Consider the following 16,270-nt stretch of genomic DNA (forward strand, 5'->3'; position numbering starts at 1 on the left):
AATCTATCGCCATTGCACCCTTATCGCAGTTGAGTGTCAAGAGCTGTCTGGAAATTATTTTACTATTGGCTTGCGGTTTTGCACGATGAGAAAGTAGTAGAAAACGGGCACTCAGCAGGTTATTTCGAGATATTCACCGCATAGATGGAATGCTTTATTGATAAATATGTCTAATTTGCGAGTTAAAAAAATAAAACCCCGCCTGGTTTCCCAGGCGGGGCTTATTCTTTTTCGCAGCAATCCAGCTACTGATAGTGCTCCCTGCATCTATCCATGATATTGGCTAAATCCTTTAACCTAATCCTTTGTCCATCGCCTTCCTAGCGGTGTCCTTCCTGGCCTGTCATCCTGACTGGCGTAACTCTATCCCAGAGTGTAACGTCCTTGCTGACAACTCATCCTAAGCTATCAAATCTTCATCCTGAAGATACCCAATCCTTTAGGCTTTGTTCCTGTTCCCGCCAACATCCTGTTGACGAAGACAGTATTGAATTTTTGTCGGTTGGCGGCAATTGTCTGCAGAGAATTTTTTTCGTGTATTTTTAGAGTAAAAAAGTGATAGTTAATAAAATACAATAACTTAGCCTGTTGATTAATACGTTTTCCTCGAAATAAAAAGTGAAAAGCTTACAAGGCTTGTAAGAGATCTCGCACAAAGCGAATGGCAAATTGGTCGCAGCGCTTTTTTATCTCACCTTCACTCGGAATGCGTGACATCACATTTTCTTTTTATTAGCGCTGAATTCGTCTATGCAGGCTTGTCGAAGCAGCAAATGGTGTCCTACTTTTAATGGTACAAAAATTGTATGTTTTGTAATCGTCAGGAAAACGGAACAAAAATGCCATTTTTCTGTCATAAGAGAAGCATAAGTTAATAACGGTTAGGAAATGAAACCTGCCTAAGTGTTCAAAAACGAATTGTAACGGTCAGGTGTTTATCATTAACTTGTGAAATTAATCACGGTCAAAACGAACGTTACTCGATATGTTATTGAGGAATACGACCTAAACAAAAAGTCCTGCATGAGTAGGGCACATAATTAATGAGGAAGATGGCTATGAAAAAAATGAGAAAAGCTCAGCTTCATCGCATCCGCATCCAGTATTGGAAAGATGCTAAAGAAGCTTCTAAACAAGCCTAGTGTTACCCAAAGCAAGCTGAGCTGGTAAGCGATTAAATTACCTTTCTTAATACCAGCTCATTATTTTTTCCCAACAACAACTTTCCCAGATAATAACCCAACAAACATCAGATTATTTGTAATTGATAATTATTATCATTGATTGCAATGGTGATGTTGTTATCATTTGTTCTATCTTTTATCACGATTCGATAGGCAAATGAGTAAACCTGTGTTTTTCCCACTCTCTTTGGCTCAGCAAGAATACTGGGCTGACTATCTTGCTTTTCCTGAAAGACCTTTTTCCAATGTGGCGCACTGTATCGAGATCAGCGGAGAGTGCGATATCGAATGTTTGTATCAAGCTATTTTGCAAACCACACAAGAAGCGGAAGCGCTGCGGCTCTCTTTTGGTTGCGATGAGCAAGGGTATCCACACCAAAAGGTGCTCGACGGTTCTGCGATAGTGCTGGATTGCATCAACTTGATTGATGAAGCCGAAGCGGAACAACTTGCGTGGCAGAAAATCCGTGATGACATTGCGAAGCCAATTGATCTGATAGGGAAGGTGCTGACCTATCAAGCCATTTTTCGGCTCAGTGAGGTTAAGACACTTTGGTACATAAGAAGCCACCACATCGCGCTTGATGGCTACAGCTTGCACTTAATAGAGCAACGATGTGCTTCTCTCTATTCTGCATTCATACAAAGTCAGACGCTTCCCGCTGTGTTTAAAGGATTCGATACTTACGTCAGAAATGAGCAGGCTTATCTGTGTAGTGAGCGAGCAGAGCAAGACCAACGTTTTTGGTTGGATTATACCAATCAACGCCCGTTTATCTCGTGCAAAGATGATGACTTCAATAACGACACTTTTGCTATTGCAAAGGAGGTTGCTCCCGAGCTAAGAGCCGCGCTCTTAAACGTCAGCCAACAACAGCAGTGGGCTTGGGTGGATCTGTTGGTGGTTTTGGTCGGTCTGTATTGCGTTGAAAAGCCGGTTCTCACAGAGCTGCAATCGGCAAGTGACGGATGGTGGATCTGGCTACCCTATTTAAATCGAATGGGTAACCGCTGCGCCAATACGCCTTGTTTGATGGTCAACACCTTACCGCTGTGGATCAATGCCGATATCGAGGAAAACTTTGTGGATAGGGTGAAGCGGCTCATGGTTGAGTTACGTCTTCTTTATCGCCACGGTAAGTACCCTCTAAGTGCCAGTCTCAATGTAAAAGCAAGTCAGTCCCCCTATATCAATGTGCTTATTGATGAGGATATTGTTTTTGGTGGGTGTCAGAGTGAGCGCAAGGTTGTCGCGAATGGCACCAATGATGGACTCAATATGACATTTCGAGTAAGGAAGGATGCAGCCAACATTACCTTCACGGTAGAAGGCGAACAACGATGGTTTGGACAAGAGCAAATCACCCATCTCAGTGGGCAGTTGATGGCGTTTATGCATCAATCACTCAATACCTTAGCCGAACAACACTCAGGACAATGAAGGCATCTCATGTGGTGAGTAGCATATATTCCTATTAATGCAAATGAGAATGCTTTACATTTAAATTATCAATAATTAGAATGCGTTGTGAACTACGTTGTTATACCACTCGATAGTTGAGTTTATGCTTTTGGCCTGAATCAGCCTCGTTTGGAACGTATGTCAGTCGGAATATTTGCAATCAAGCACATGGCTTTTGAGCGTGACTCTATAGTGCAACGCTGTTCAGTTTTGGTCTCTTTACGCCTCTCTACTCAATCTCGAGGTAGAAGCACCACTCGCTATGCCTGTGCATCCTGAATGCAATCAGTTGTTTATTAGAGTTAAGGAGAAATTCAAATGGCAGCTTTACGCCCAGCGCGAACGAGCGTTGCAGAAAAAAAAACCTTTAAACTGCACGCTTTGTCTGCGGTAGTGATGGGGCTTTGTGCCAGTGGTCAAGCCTATGCTCAAACCGAGAGTACCAACAGCAACAAAAAAGAAGAGATGCCTGTTGTCGTTGTGATCGGTGAGAAAACAGAAAGAACCATTTATGACACCAGTTCGAGTGTCCAAGTGTTCGACCAAGAGACGATAGACAATACCCCAGGTGCAACAGAGATCGATGACCTGTTGCAACTTATTCCTAATATGGTGGACTCTGGCCAAGGTAACAGCATGCCAACGGTGCGTGGTATTGATGGTTCTGGCCCGTCGATTGGCGGTTTGGCGAGCTTTGCAGGTACTTCACCTCGTTTGAATATGTCCATTGATGGCCGCTCACTGACGTATTCGGAAATTGCGTTTGGTCCGCGTTCTCTTTGGGACATGCAGCAAGTCGAAGTGTATTTAGGTCCGCAAAGCTATATTCAAGGGCGCAACGCTTCTGCGGGCGCGATTGTAATGAAAACCAACGATCCTACCCACCATTTTGAAAGTGCGGTAAAAGCAGGTGTTGGTGAGCGAAATTATTCACAAACCGCTGCGATGATCTCTGCCCCAATCATCCAAGACGAACTTGCATTCCGCCTCAGCTTTGATCAACAAAAGCGCGACAGTTTTGTTGATTTAGCCTCTTATGAGCCAGCTGGCGATGCTAAGAAAATTGAGATGAATTCCGTACGCGGTAAGCTACTTTATGAACCATCTGCGTTGGCGGGTTTTAAGACAACTCTCGGTGTTTCTCATATGGATTCCCGTGGTCCACAGTCTGAAAGTACTAACGTTGTTGGGAATGAAGCGTTCAGACCTGTTTATGAAACGAAGTCACTGAGCACCGCTTGGGATATTTCTTGGCAGTTGAATGAGGTACTGACCTTTGAAAACAACCTTGTCTACTCAAAGTTTGCTTATGATCGATACACTAATCCGACGCCACGTCAAAAAGGCGATTTTACCACTGAAGGTAAAGAGTTCCATGTAGAGCCATTACTAAGGTACCTTTCTTTAGACGGCCGAGTAAATGCGTTAGTCGGCGCTCGTTATTACAAATCTTCTCAAGATGATGAATACATCGATGCGACAAGCGCGAACCCAATGAGCGGCAGTACTAAAACGCAATCGGCATTTGCCGAACTGACGTATGCGCTGACAGAGTCAATTGATGTGACTGTTGCGGGTCGATATGAAAAAGAACGCGTGAAGAGAAAAGTAAGTGACCCACGTTTTAAATTGGATCATGACGACACGCTAAGTGTTTTCTTACCTAAGTTTGATATCGCGTTTAAACCTGATATGGCTCAGACCTTTGGTTTTAAAGTGGCAAAAGGTTACAACTCTGGTGGCGCTGGTTTGGCGTTTAACCCAAATCAAAGTGGCGTTTTTGTTCCATATCAGTTTGAAGAAGAGTATATCTGGAACTACGAGTTTTATACCCGCCACCGCCTCGGCAATTCGGTTGAGCTAATGACCAACACCTTCTATAACGATTTTGACAATATGCAGATGACTCAAACGTTATCTAACGGCGATGTGCTTATTGCAAACCTAGACAACGCTAAGACATACGGTGCAGAAATTGGTACACGTTGGTATGCCACAGATTCACTGGAGCTATTTGCTAACTTAGGTTTATTGAAAACAGAATACAAAGAGGTGAATGGAACTTCTAAAGAACTAGAGCGAGCACCAAACATGACAGGTAATTTAGGGGGGCAGTATAGCTTCTTTGATGGTTTTGAGTTAAGTGCCAATGCAGCCTACACGGGGGATTACTTCTCAGACCTTAGTAATACAGAAATCGTAAAGATTGATGCTTATTGGATCGCTAATGCTCAATTGGCTTATGTATTCGAGAACGGCAGAGCCGCTCTGTTTGCCACCAATCTATTTGACTCCGATAAAACGACTCTATACGCAAGAGGTAGCTTGAACGAACCGCTAAAACAGCAACCACGTATGATTGGTGCTTCATTGCAGTTGAACTTCTAGCCCTTCCCAAAGTAAAACGCCTCTGATGTTGATCAGAGGCGTTTTTTATAGCAATGAGTTTCTCTATATCAACTGGCGAGAATGGCTACAATTCGACGGTCTCTTTGATGTCGGAAACCATCTTTTCCGTTGCAGAAATACCTGAGATTGAGAGATACCAAGCGTCTAGATCAAGCAAGGTGATTCGTTTGTTCTTGTAAGCGTTGGTGGCTTTGACCAGATCGTTGTCAAGATACTGTTCTTCAACCTGATTGCCTTTTCCTGAGAGCTTATCACCGTCAATCACTAATAGCGTACTTGGGTTGGCTTTATTAATGTACTCGTAAGAGATGATATCACCGTGGTTGTTGGTCTTAACGTTAGAGGAGCTTTCCTTAAAACCAAAATCTTCGTAAACCGACACAAAGCGGGATTGTGAGCCAAACGTCGTGATATTGCCGCCGGATGTCATGATGGTGAGCGCATCTACTTGGTTTTTCTGGTTGTATTGTTTGATGGCGGCAAACTCTTCATTGAGCTGACTAATCTTCTGCTCAATCTTTTGTTGGGCGTTGAAGATTTCGCCCATATTACGCCATTGTTTTTGTGTGCTCTGCCAGTAGCCTTGCTTGAGATCGGCACTGAACACGATGGTCGGGGCAATTTCCGACAGCTCTTTGTATTTGGACGTCGCACGAGGACCAATGATGATCAAGTCCGGCTTTTGACTGTAGATGGTTTCAAAATCTGGCTCAAATAAGCTGCCCGCCGAGGCGTATTTCGCATCCTGAAACTTATCGAGGTATTGTGGCATTATCGGTGCTTTTGCAACGGCAACGGGCTCGATACCGAGATAATCCAGAGCGTCTAAGGCCCCATGGCCAATAACAACAACGCGTTTTGGTGCATCTGAAATTTTAGTGCTCCCCATGTAATGCTCGATCACAAGATCTTTCGCCATTGCACCACCAGAAAGCAGGGTGCTGACCAACATAACGCTTAATTTTAGTTTCATTTTTTTGTCCTATTGAAAAGGCCATTGCAAACGAATAGCCCATGTCCGTGGTGCTTTAGGCAAGTGCCTTTGCGTTGAATATGATGGTTTGCCAAGAGCTGAACGTTGGTGAGTTCATCAGTTGAGCAAAGTTGACTTCGATACCCACTTGGCGAAGGCGCCCAGTGAGGCGCATTAAACTGATGGAGTCGAGGCCCAGTTCAATCAGGTTGGTGTCGGACTGAATTTCAGCTTCGCTCACTCGCAGTAACTCGCTGAGAGTGGTAAGCAAATCAAACTCTTTTAGAGGTTCTGACAAAATAATTTCCTTTCATTTTTCGCGACTTATTGCCGATTTTCGTTGCGGCTAAGTGTAGGAATTAACCATATCATTACTTGATTGATTTATTCAAATGATTATTATTACCATTTGCATTTGGTGCTATTAATATCACTGATTTGCGTATTGGTTTGGGTTACTCATGCCGAATGCAACGGCCAGTAATCCAAATAGGAGTGACCTTAAAGAAAGGCAAGGATAGATATGGTCGTCGCGACAACCGAAACACCAAAGCAGATACTCGATGGCTTTGTGCGTAAACCTAGAGTTCAACGTGAACAATATCAGGCTGCCAATTTGTGGCGCAATTCGCCGCTGTGGCAAATTCTTCATCAGGGAGTAGAGCGTCACCCTGATAGCATAGCGGTGACCGACAACCACACTTCACTGAGCTATCTCGAGTTAGCCAATCGCGCGGATAGGATCGCCGCTGGGTTGCGAGAAGAAGGGCTTGCGTGCGGCGACAGTGTTGTCTTGCAGTTAGCCAATACACTCGATTTTCTCGTCGTGTTTTTTGCTCTGCAGCGCCTTGGTGTGGTGCCTGTGCTGGCATTACCCGCACATGGTTTGGTCGAAATTCGTCACTTTATGCAACTCTCTGAGGCAAAAGTGTATATCGGCTCCAATCATGAAAAGGATGGTAAAGCGTTGGCGATTGCCACTCAGTTGCAAGCGGAACTATCAGTGCCCATTTGCTGTTATATCAGTGGGCATTTTGGTCAGTTTTCGCCGTTGCCAGAGTGTGACGCTGACGATTTTACACCAGCGATGGTAGACCCAGAACACCCGGCACTTTTTCTCGTTTCTGGAGGCACAACAGGGCTACCTAAACTTATCCCCCGAACTCACAATGATTATCTGTTTAATGTTGAGCAATGTGCGAAAGCCAGTGAAATCAGCGCGCAGGATGTGTATTTGGCGGTATTGCCTGCGGCACACAATTTTACCTTGGGTTGTCCAGGGATCTTAGGGGTATTGAATGCTGGCGGCAAAGTGGTTTTAACCACCAACCCAAGTCCAGATCATTGTTTTGAACTTATTGAAAAACAGTGTATTACCGCAACGGCGTTAGTGCCTGCGTTGGCGCAACTGTGGACGGAGGCAACTCAATGGGAGTCGACGGATCGTTCGAGTTTACGTTTGATGCAAGTCGGTGGTTCCAAGCTTGCTCATAGCGATGCGCTGGAAATGCAAAACGCCTTCCCCAATGCGTTGCAGCAAGTTTTTGGTATGGCGGAAGGCTTGATTGCCTGTACCCGTTTGGGCGACGACAAAGGAATAATTGCAACAAGGCAAGGTCGTCCTGTCAGCGAATGGGACGAAGTCCTCGTTGTGGATGAACAAGGCAAGCCAGTTGCGGTTGGAGAGGAGGGGGAACTACTGACCCGAGGGCCATATACCCTTAGCGGATATTACCGTGCGCCAGAGCATAATCTGCGGGCGTTTACGGATGGTGGGTATTATCGCAGTGGCGATCGCGTGGTCGTCGATGCCAACGGTTACTTCACGGTCACTGGACGGATAAAGGATGTGATCATTCGTGCTGGCGAAAACATTGCCGCTGATGAGTTAGAAGAGCTCTTATTGTCGCATCCTCACATTGCCCAAGTAGCGGTATTTCCCCTGCCAGATGCTCATTTAGGCGAAAAAATCGCCGTCGCCGCCGTCGTTCGAGGCGCCGAGATGATGTTGCGTGATATTCGGCAATTTCTCCAAACCAAAGAGATCGCCGCATTCAAGCTTCCTGATGAACTGTTTGTGGTCAAATCGTTGCCAAAAACGGCCGTAGGCAAAATCGACAAGAAGCGCATTTTGAGCACCATTCTGCCGTAATGGTTCTACAACCTATTGGTCGAAAAAGAAAAACACGATGAGGGTAGGTGACCGTATGGTAAAGAAATGGTTGTGTGTGGTTGTATAAATGTTGTTAATGATATACATTCTCATTTATGTTTTATGTGGTTTCGAAATGAACAACCACTGAAATAACCTGTTTGTCTGTGCCAACCGCTTCGAGGCGGCGCACATAAAGCAAGGAATTCAATCGAAAGGAAATAACCGTGGCATCATTGAAGAAACCAGAAGCGTGTGAAAGCCTCAATGATATTCGACTGGGAATCGACACTCTTGATAAAGAGATTGTCCACATCCTCTCTCAGAGAATGGGATACGTGAAAGCTGCCGCACAATTTAAACCTGATGAGAAAAGCATACCCGCCCCTGAGCGAGTGGCGTCCATGCTGGAAGAACGCCGGCATTGGGCTAATGAACAGGGGTTATCAGAAGAGTATGTGGAAGCACTTTTTGACAACATTATCCAATGGTACATCAGTCAGCAGATCCAACATTGGCGCAGCCAAAAAGGCCTTGCACCGGTGAGTCAAGATTAGCTTATCACTCGTAAAAACGACGCTAAGCGTCATGCTTCGTCTGTGAGTGGCGCAATCGAATCGCCACCGTCATGACAAACAAAATGAAAGGATTATCAACATGGGAATCCCCAAAATTGCTGGCTATCCGTTGCCAACTCCCGCTGAATTTCCAGACAACAGAACGGGCTGGACAATTGATCCCGACCAGGCCGCACTTTTGATCCACGATATGCAAGAATATTTCGTCAACTATTATCAGCCAGATTCCTCGCCAGTTGTTGACATCATTCAACATATCCAACGCTTAAAAGCAGCAGCGAAAAAAGCGGGCATTCCCGTTATCTATACGGCGCAGCCTGCCAACCAGCATCCGACAGACCGAGCGCTGCTTACAGATTTCTGGGGCCCGGGCCTGAATGGTGATCATGTGCCTATCGTTGAAGCACTCAGCCCGGAAGAGGGTGACATCGAATACGTCAAATGGCGTTACAGCGCATTTAAGAAAACCCCGTTGCTCGAGTTTATGCGCACACAGGGGAAAAGCCAGCTCATCATTTCTGGGATTTATGGCCATATCGGCATTCTTTCGACCACGCTAGACGCCTTCATGCTGGACATTCAGCCGTTTGTGATTGGTGATGCCATCGCGGATTTTACTCGAGAAGATCATTTACGAACCTTGCAATACGTGGCCAGTCGTAGTGGCAGCGTAAAGCGTCTCGATGAGGCATTAGATGAAATCAGTTCGCATAAGCCGCTAACGCTGGAACAGATCCAGCAGGACGTTGCGACGAGCTTAGGAATACAGCCAGACGAGGTTGATCTTGATGAAGATTTAATGTTCGTTGGCTTGGACTCGATGCGGGCGATGGTGCTGGTGGAAAAATGGCATCAACAGGGTGAGAACATTTCGTTTGGTCAATTGATGGAAGCGGCTTCGCTTAGAGAGTGGTGGCTGGTGATTGAACAAGCGAGAAATGAAGAACAAACCATGGCCGTCGCCTAAGTGTGAAGGTCAAAGACAACAACGTCAGCTAGGCAAAAATAACAAAAAGATTAGGTGAAAGAATGAGTGACAGCCCAGAGCGCGTCTATCCAATGTTACTGGATTTTGTACGCAAAGAAGCCATCTCAAAAAACTTACTTCGAGTAACGTTAACCGGAGAGGATTTAATTGGCTTCCCGGAAGACCAAAATGGTTCGCACATCAAAGTGTTTTTCCCAAACCAAGCAAGTGGCATTCTCCAGTTGCCTGTGCGAGAAGGGGATAACGTCATTTGGCCTGAACACAAACCCGTTCCGAGAGCTTACTCAGTCAGACAATATCGTGCGGCTGTGAATGAGCTGGATATCGATTTTGTGACGCATGGGGAAGAGACTCCGGGCGGAGGTTGGGCGCTAAAGGCAGGCATTGGCTCGCAGATTGGTTTAATTGGGCCAGCAGGACCTGACCCGCTTATTGAGCCCGCGGATTGGCATATAATCGCGGGTGATCTCTCGGCGGTGCCTGCCATGAGTGCCATCTTGGAAAAGCTGCCAAGTGATGCCAAAGGCTATGTGTTTATTGAGGTGGATGAAATTGAAGATATCCACGATCTTGTTCATCCTGAAGGGATGGCCATCAATTGGTTGATGCGCAATCCTCATGATGCCGAGCCCGCCTTAGCTAAGGCGATTCAGCAACTGCCCGCACCGGAGAAAGCGACCTCGCTGTCTGCTTTTATCGCGGGTGAAAACCAGAGTGTGATTAGCTGCCGTAAGATCTTGCGCAATGACTATCAGATCGCGCGTGACAAGCTCTACGCGATTCCTTACTGGAAAAGAGGTAAGACGGAAGAAGCGTATCACGATGAACGCCATGATGTGATGGATGCTGCGTATTAGTCCACTGCCGCTGTTCATCGATAGCGCCGCCAAACAGAAGAAAGCCGATTTCATTGAAATCGGCTTTCTTTTTACTCCACTTTTTATTCCGTTCTGTTCACGACTTACTTTTCGCTACTCAGTACTCAAACCAAGTTGGGCGTAAGATTCGCGCAAGCGTTTCTTGTCGATCTTTCCTACGGATGTTTTGGGCAGGGTATCGGCAAATTGGATCACATCGGGGATCTTATAGTCCGCCAACCCTTTGCTGCGCAAGTAGCGCTTTAGCTCCGTTCCTGTGGTATTGAGATGATGGTTAGTAACGACCACTGCGCAGCTTCGTTCACCCAACAAGCGGTCGGGAATGGCAATCAGCGCCACATCATGAATCGCACTGTGGCCCAGCAAATGATTCTCCACTTCTTCTGCCGCGATTTTTTCACCGCCACGATTGATCTGATCTTTGTCTCGGCCTGTGACGATGATATTGCCTTGCTCTGTTATCTTCACAATATCGCCAGTGCGATAAAAACCATTGTGAGTGAACGAACGCTGATTGTGCTCCGGTGCTCGGTAGTAGCCGCGAATCGTATAAGGCCCTTGGGTAAGGAGAAAGCCTTCTTCTCCGCACGCAACCTCTTCGCCAGCTTCATTGACCACTTTCACCTGGTCATGGGCGGATATAGGGCGACCTTGCGTTTCGATGATCACCTCGAGCGGATCGTCTAGGCGAGTATAATTCACTAGCCCTTCAGCCATGCCGAACACTTGTTGAAGCTGGCAATTGAGTGCTTTTGGCAAAGCTTTTGCCGCACTTTGGCTCAACTTAGCACCACCAACTTGGATTAACTGTAAGCTCGATAAGTTATAGCGTGTGTGTGGCGCCGCATCCATCCACAGCAAAGCTAACGGGGGAACCAGAGCCGATACGGTTACTTTGTGACGTTCAATCAGAGGAAATGCCGCTTTAGGCGTTGGGTCTTGCGTTAGGATAACGGTGCCGCCAGCGAAAAATACCCCAAGCGAACCTGGGGAACTGAGCGGAAAATTATGCGCAGCGGGTAGCGCGCAAAGATAGCGTGTGTACTCATTAAAACCACAGATGGCGTTACTGCCGACCACACTGTAAGCATAATCATTGTGCGTACGTGGGATCAATTTGGGAGTGCCCGTCGTCCCGCCGGAAAGTTGAAAAAAGGCAACCTGACTTGCGTTACTGACAGGGGCCAGTTCTCGTTCATCGCGAAAGTCGTCAAATGAGATGAAATGAGATTGCAGCAGCTCGGAGTGATTGGCTCTGACGATAACATGGCGCAAACATGGGTTCTCTTTGAGGAGTTTTTCGGCCAGCGTTTGGTAGTCAAAACCACGAGTTTGGCCATCGATCAGATACGCTTTGGCTTGGGCATGTTGGCAGAAGTAGCTAATCTCAGCGTGACGATGGGCAGGTAACGCCAATATTGGGCGAATGCCTTGATGAATCAGCGCAAAGTAACTGATATAGAACTCGGCGATATTGGTCATCTGCAGAATCACGTTATCGCCTTCAGAGAGGCCCAGCGAACGAAACCCGTTGGCGGCCGCATGGATTTTTCGCTCAAGCTCAGCGTATGTGATGCTTTGTTGACCGCATACAATGGCGATATTGGTCGGGTAGCGAATAATGGATTGCTTGAGATACTGATAGAGCGTTTTATCTTGCCATAAGCCAAGGCGGCGATAATCGTTCGCCATCTGCTCTGGCCATGGTGTGAAATCAGATTGTACAGAGTTCATGCCGATACCTTACGCCGTTAACATTTCGTTCAGTTGAATCCCTGCGGCTTTTAAGATGGTGTTCATTTTGGCCCCTGTTTCATCAAGTTCACTTTGAGGTTGTGACTCGTTGACGATGCCCGCTCCAGCAAACACCTTCATCCTACGCGGCTGCACTTCTGCGCAGCGAATCGTCACAACCCACTCCCCATTTCCACGCGAATCACACCATCCGACCATGCCGGTAAAATAACCGCGATCAAACTGTTCCAATCTTTTGATCGCTTCATAGGCTTTCTCGCGAGGGTAGCCACAGACCGCTGGGGTTGGATGTAGCTCCGCAGCCACTTGCAACACATTGATGGCAGGATCCAATACTTGTCCTTCGAGTTGTGTAGAAAGATGCAGCATCGTCTGGGTCTCGATGACAGACGGAACCATCGGGGTGTACAAATTGCAGCAATACTTGCTCATGACGCGCTCAACTTCTTCCACCACCAAGCCGTGTTCATGGAGATCCTTGCCCGTATTGAGCAGCGATTGAATGGACGCCTGATTTTGTTGCTCAGACTCTGAACGTGGTCTTGAACCGGCCAGCGGATTGGAAATCAGGTGGCTGCCTTTTTTGGCCACAAGTAGCTCTGGGCTGGCTCCCATCAATTTTTGGTTGTCGCCAATTTGCGCAGCAAAGGTGTAGCCTTTGGCGTTAATGGAGAGCAAGTTTCTCAGTAAGGCTTGCTGTTGAATGTCGGTTTCTGTCGCCACTTCTATCGCACGAGACAGTACGACTTTCGAGAGTTCCTGATTGGCAAACATCCCCAAGAGATCATGCACCCCCTGCTTATAGTGGTGGCCACTTGGCGAAGAAATAAGACGAGCTTGTGGTGCTGAGGAGGTGGACGTTTGCGAAGCGCGGGTGCTACTGGAGATGTACAACGTCTGTGGAATAACAAATCGAGTCATGTTTTCCTGATTAAATGGCACAACACCAAACAAAACTGGATTGTCTGATTCGCTAGTTTTGGCATTTTTGAGCATGTTATTTGCCACATCAGCCAGTTCAGAAAATGGCAAGGTTTGAAGACGCTCTTCTTGAACACCAATGCCCATCATAGTGTTATTTGGAGAAGCGAAGAAAAATGGCGACGATGGTAGTTCGTTATCCAACAGTTCGTTTGCCATTTTGGTATAGCCAATCACTTCACGTTTCATAACAGATCCCTCTAGATATTTAGATCGTGGTATACGAAAGAGTACTCTTTTAGCGGCGCAAGGTGCGGATAAAGGAGTGCACTCTTTTCCCAACTGAATCGACCTTGCGGTGGTGGCGACGGACTGATCTCAATGCCATAGACTCGTTATGTTTTTGAGTCGGCATGTGTGTCTGGCCTGCAATGTCATCGGTTGGGTATAGGTTGCTTATTCAGTGGAGTAAGATTACAGTTATCACGATTTAAATGCTAACGATAATAATTATCATTAATATCTAAGTTTATTTTTGTGCATTAAATCACGAATTTATAGCATGGGTGCAGATATCCATGACGGGATAAGTGAACACAGATTAAAGAGATAACGTTTTTTATGTTTAACCAATTTCTTGAAAAACAAACGGTTTTTCTGAGTGGTGCGGCGAAAGGCATTGGTTTCAGTGTGATGCAGCATCTACTTGAAGCGGGTGCTCGAGTGGTCGCCACGGACATCGATGAAGTGCGACTCAAGGCAGACAGTGACGCATTGATGAACCGCTATCGCGAGCAGTTATTTTGCTATCACTTGGATCTTTCTCAGCCGGAGTCTGTGGCTCGTCGTGTGGCGCAAATGGTTGAACAACATGGCCCGTTTGATCACCTGGTGTGTTGTGCGGGCGTGTTGCATCTTGGCGCCATTGCGAGCATGCCTCTGGCTCAAATTGAGCACACTTTCAATGTGAACACGTTTGGTACCTTGGCGGTGATGCAGGTCTTGGCAGAAGGAATGAAAGCACGACGCGCAGGCAGTATGGTGATTGTTGGTTCTAATGCGGCCAATACACCTCGTCCAAATATGGGGGCTTATGGGGCATCTAAGGCGGCGTTGCACATGTTGGTTAAATCGATGGGAATTGAGTTGGCGGAATATGGGGTGCGCTGCAATATCGTTAGCCCCGGTTCAACGCGCACAGACATGCAGATGCAATTGTGGTCGGAAGAATACGGTGAACCTCAAGTCATTGCAGGGAATTTAGAGCAGTTTCGTTTGGGAATCCCGTTAAGAAAAATGGCTGAGCCACAAGACATCGCTCGGTCGGTATTGTTTTTACTTTCTGATCACGCGGGGCACATTACCTTGCACGATCTCAGAGTCGATGGCGGTGCGACATTGGATAATTAATTGCTGGGATAATTAATAACTTGCTGAAGTAAAAGAAAAGGAATGGTGGATGGTAACCATTCCTTTGATACGCTTGCTAGGTTGCTAGGTTGCTAGGTTGCTGGGTTGCTGGGTTGCTGGGTTGCTGGGTTGCTGGGTTGCTAGTTTTCTAGTTTTCTAGTTTTCTAGTCCCTAGTCCCTAGTCCCTAGTCCCTAGTCCCTAGTCCCTAGTCCCCACCTTCCTACATCTCTATCTCTCTCATTTTGACCTAAACCATCTCAACGAACCCGCTGCCCATTGGTGATTTAGGCAACGGTGGAAAAGCGCTCCATCATCACGACATTCACCGCTTCCGCAAAAATATTGAGAATACTTTCCGTCTCTTCCCAACCCAAACATTCATCAGTAATCGACATGCCTTTGACCAACGGACGATCGGAGATCTTTTGTGCGCCTGCAACCAAGAAGCTTTCCGCCATCACGCCAGCAATGCACTTTTCCCCTTCGATCAACTGACAGGCGATGTTTCTCGCCACATCGAGTTGGTTCTTTGCTACTTTCAGGCTATTGCCATGGCTACAATCGATGATCAGGCGCGGGTTAAGATCGTTGGCTTCCAGTTGTTGGCTCACTTGGCAAACATGCTCCGTGGTGTAGTTAGGCGTTTTGCCACCTCGCAAAATGATATGGCCATTGGGGTTACCATGGCTGATGGCCGTGAGAGTACGTGCCCCAAACCCTGGCACACAGATGAGATGGGGTGAGTTTGCCGCGTGTATCGCGTCGATAGCGATATCAACATTGCCGTCGGTCCCGTTTTTGAAACCAATAGGGCAGGGAAGCGCCGAGGCCATTTGGCGGTGAATTTGAGATTCAGTTGTCCGTGCACCAATGGCACCCCAGCAAATTAGGTCAGAAATATAGGGGTAAGTCGTGGTGTCTAAATACTCGGTTGCCGTCGCGAGGCCGAGCTTGATGACTTGCTGTAAGAATTGTCGAGCGAGCAGCAACCCTTTATTCATGTCGTGGCTGTTATCGAGATCGGGATCGACGATCAGCCCTTTCCATCCGGCGCGTGTGCGTGGTTTTTCAAAGTAAGTACGCATCACAATCAGAAGTTGCTTTTCATGCTGACGCTGAATGTTGGCTAGTTTCTGAGCATATTCAAGGCCTGCTTGTGGATCGTGAATTGAGCATGGGCCGATGATCACCAGTAATCGAGGGTCTTGGCCATTCAGAATTCGAGTGATCTCTTGGCGGCGTTGTCGAATAAACGCTTCGCTCTCTTCGTCCAGTGAGGCATGTTGAATGATCTCTTCCACAGAAGGGAGTGTTCCACAAGGAGTGGAGTGAATCAATTTGCTGAGCGTAGGCATGTTTCCCCCTGAGCCATAATCGGTAACTGAGTTTTAGAAATAAATCATGTTAATGATAATCATTATCGTTAATGGTGGGATTATTAAGAAAGAGGAATCGATATGTCAAGCCGAAATCTTGCTCAAGTCACCCTATGCTAACCAGTAAAATCAACAAGATGAACTGACATTCTTTCACTACAAGCACCGTTGTTTGACATTTTA

The 16,270-nt window shown here is 46.6% G+C and carries 12 protein-coding genes; 7 read left to right on the plus strand and 5 right to left on the minus strand.

Annotated elements, in window-relative coordinates:
• Positions 1 to 1,341: 1,341 nt before the first annotated feature.
• Positions 1,342 to 2,625: a condensation domain-containing protein gene (locus tag CIK04_RS12050; RefSeq protein WP_232708598.1), complete on the plus strand. Its 1,284-nt coding sequence runs from the start codon at positions 1,342 to 1,344 to the stop codon at positions 2,623 to 2,625.
• Positions 2,626 to 2,964: 339 nt separating this feature from the next.
• The gene (gene vvuA, locus CIK04_RS12055) at positions 2,965 to 5,034 is read left to right on the plus strand and encodes a TonB-dependent siderophore vulnibactin receptor VvuA (RefSeq protein ID WP_097352244.1); all 2,070 of its coding nucleotides are present in this window, start codon (positions 2,965 to 2,967) and stop codon (positions 5,032 to 5,034) included.
• 85 nt (positions 5,035 to 5,119) lie between these two features.
• Here the strand turns inward: vvuA and CIK04_RS12060 are convergent, their stop codons facing one another.
• Together CIK04_RS12060 and CIK04_RS12065 are read right to left on the minus strand one after the other, a co-directional pair.
• A complete protein-coding gene (locus tag CIK04_RS12060) occupies positions 5,120 to 6,028 on the minus strand; it encodes a siderophore ABC transporter substrate-binding protein (RefSeq protein WP_097352243.1) in 909 nt (302 codons plus the stop codon).
• 55 nt (positions 6,029 to 6,083) lie between these two features.
• On the minus strand, positions 6,084 to 6,326 hold the full coding sequence (locus CIK04_RS12065) for a phosphopantetheine-binding protein (protein WP_017791171.1): 243 nt from the start codon (positions 6,324 to 6,326) through the stop codon (positions 6,084 to 6,086).
• Positions 6,327 to 6,551: 225 nt separating this feature from the next.
• Here CIK04_RS12065 and CIK04_RS12070 point away from each other — a divergent pair, with 225 nt between their 5' ends.
• From CIK04_RS12070 to CIK04_RS12085, 4 genes are all read left to right on the plus strand, one after another.
• Positions 6,552 to 8,180 carry a (2,3-dihydroxybenzoyl)adenylate synthase gene (locus tag CIK04_RS12070; RefSeq protein WP_097352242.1) on the plus strand — a complete coding sequence of 543 codons (1,629 nt, stop codon included), beginning with the start codon at positions 6,552 to 6,554 and terminating at the stop codon, positions 8,178 to 8,180.
• Between the two features lie 227 nt (positions 8,181 to 8,407).
• Positions 8,408 to 8,737, plus strand: a complete 330-nt coding sequence (locus CIK04_RS12075) for an isochorismate lyase (RefSeq protein WP_011081756.1) — start codon at positions 8,408 to 8,410, stop codon at positions 8,735 to 8,737.
• 100 nt (positions 8,738 to 8,837) lie between these two features.
• Positions 8,838 to 9,725: an isochorismatase family protein gene (locus tag CIK04_RS12080; protein ID WP_097352241.1), complete on the plus strand. Its 888-nt coding sequence runs from the start codon at positions 8,838 to 8,840 to the stop codon at positions 9,723 to 9,725.
• A gap of 62 nt (positions 9,726 to 9,787) precedes the next feature.
• Positions 9,788 to 10,603 (plus strand): siderophore-interacting protein, encoded by an 816-nt coding sequence (locus tag CIK04_RS12085; RefSeq protein ID WP_038963771.1) that lies wholly within the window; start codon positions 9,788 to 9,790, stop codon positions 10,601 to 10,603.
• A 114-nt stretch (positions 10,604 to 10,717) separates the two neighbouring features.
• On the opposite strand, the gene CIK04_RS12090 is transcribed toward CIK04_RS12085, so the two are convergent.
• Both CIK04_RS12090 and CIK04_RS12095 read right to left on the minus strand, forming a co-directional pair.
• A complete protein-coding gene (locus CIK04_RS12090) occupies positions 10,718 to 12,358 on the minus strand; it encodes a (2,3-dihydroxybenzoyl)adenylate synthase (RefSeq protein WP_097352240.1) in 1,641 nt (546 codons plus the stop codon).
• A gap of 9 nt (positions 12,359 to 12,367) precedes the next feature.
• Positions 12,368 to 13,549: an isochorismate synthase gene (locus tag CIK04_RS12095; RefSeq protein ID WP_038968143.1), complete on the minus strand. Its 1,182-nt coding sequence runs from the start codon at positions 13,547 to 13,549 to the stop codon at positions 12,368 to 12,370.
• Positions 13,550 to 13,921: 372 nt separating this feature from the next.
• Between CIK04_RS12095 and CIK04_RS12100 the strand changes: the two genes are divergently transcribed.
• Positions 13,922 to 14,710 carry a 2,3-dihydro-2,3-dihydroxybenzoate dehydrogenase gene (locus CIK04_RS12100; RefSeq protein ID WP_097352239.1) on the plus strand — a complete coding sequence of 263 codons (789 nt, stop codon included), beginning with the start codon at positions 13,922 to 13,924 and terminating at the stop codon, positions 14,708 to 14,710.
• A 285-nt stretch (positions 14,711 to 14,995) separates the two neighbouring features.
• Here CIK04_RS12100 and CIK04_RS12105 read toward each other — a convergent pair whose 3' ends face one another.
• Complete coding sequence (locus CIK04_RS12105; protein WP_097352238.1) at positions 14,996 to 16,066, minus strand: 3-deoxy-7-phosphoheptulonate synthase; 1,071 nt, start codon at positions 16,064 to 16,066, stop codon at positions 14,996 to 14,998.
• Positions 16,067 to 16,270 lie beyond the last annotated feature (204 nt).

Source organism: Vibrio sp. 03_296, from assembly GCF_002265885.1.

Coding starts and splice junctions, on each gene's coding strand:
- CIK04_RS12060 (WP_097352243.1), bottom strand. CDS start 6,028: ATGAAACTAAAATTAAGCGTTATGTTGGTCAGCACCCTGCTTTCTGGT.
- vvuA (WP_097352244.1), top strand. CDS start 2,965: ATGGCAGCTTTACGCCCAGCGCGAACGAGCGTTGCAGAAAAAAAAACC.
- CIK04_RS12090 (WP_097352240.1), bottom strand. CDS start 12,358: ATGAACTCTGTACAATCTGATTTCACACCATGGCCAGAGCAGATGGCG.
- CIK04_RS12105 (WP_097352238.1), bottom strand. CDS start 16,066: ATGCCTACGCTCAGCAAATTGATTCACTCCACTCCTTGTGGAACACTC.
- CIK04_RS12080 (WP_097352241.1), top strand. CDS start 8,838: ATGGGAATCCCCAAAATTGCTGGCTATCCGTTGCCAACTCCCGCTGAA.
- CIK04_RS12095 (WP_038968143.1), bottom strand. CDS start 13,549: ATGAAACGTGAAGTGATTGGCTATACCAAAATGGCAAACGAACTGTTG.
- CIK04_RS12100 (WP_097352239.1), top strand. CDS start 13,922: ATGTTTAACCAATTTCTTGAAAAACAAACGGTTTTTCTGAGTGGTGCG.
- CIK04_RS12070 (WP_097352242.1), top strand. CDS start 6,552: ATGGTCGTCGCGACAACCGAAACACCAAAGCAGATACTCGATGGCTTT.
- CIK04_RS12050 (WP_232708598.1), top strand. CDS start 1,342: ATGAGTAAACCTGTGTTTTTCCCACTCTCTTTGGCTCAGCAAGAATAC.
- CIK04_RS12085 (WP_038963771.1), top strand. CDS start 9,788: ATGAGTGACAGCCCAGAGCGCGTCTATCCAATGTTACTGGATTTTGTA.